Source organism: Escherichia sp. KCJ4928, from assembly GCF_004352695.1.
Lineage (GTDB): Bacteria > Pseudomonadota > Gammaproteobacteria > Enterobacterales > Enterobacteriaceae > ECMA0423.
This window is the reverse complement of record NZ_SJWV01000817.1, coordinates 1-255: the sequence shown is the minus strand read 5'-3', so window position 1 is coordinate 255 and position 255 is coordinate 1. Positions and strand designations below refer to the sequence as shown.

The 255-nt window shown below is 51.8% G+C and carries 1 pseudogene; it reads right to left on the bottom strand.

Going from position 1 to position 255, the window contains the following annotated elements:
- Positions 1–255 (bottom strand): annotated as a pseudogene (gene tuf, locus E0D98_RS26920) (elongation factor Tu); the annotation flags it as partial.

Genomic DNA, 255 nt, shown 5'->3' with positions numbered 1-255 from the left:
CAACCATTTTGATGTTGTCGCCCGGCATTACCATCTCTACGCCTTCCGGCAGTTCGATGGTACCAGTCACGTCAGTAGTACGGAAGTAGAACTGCGGACGGTAGCCTTTGAAGAACGGAGTATGACGGCCGCCTTCATCTTTGGACAGAATGTACACTTCAGATTCGAACTTGGTGTGCGGCTTGATGGTGCCCGGCTTAGCCAGTACCTGACCACGTTCGATTTCTTCACGTTTGATACCACGCAGCAGAACAC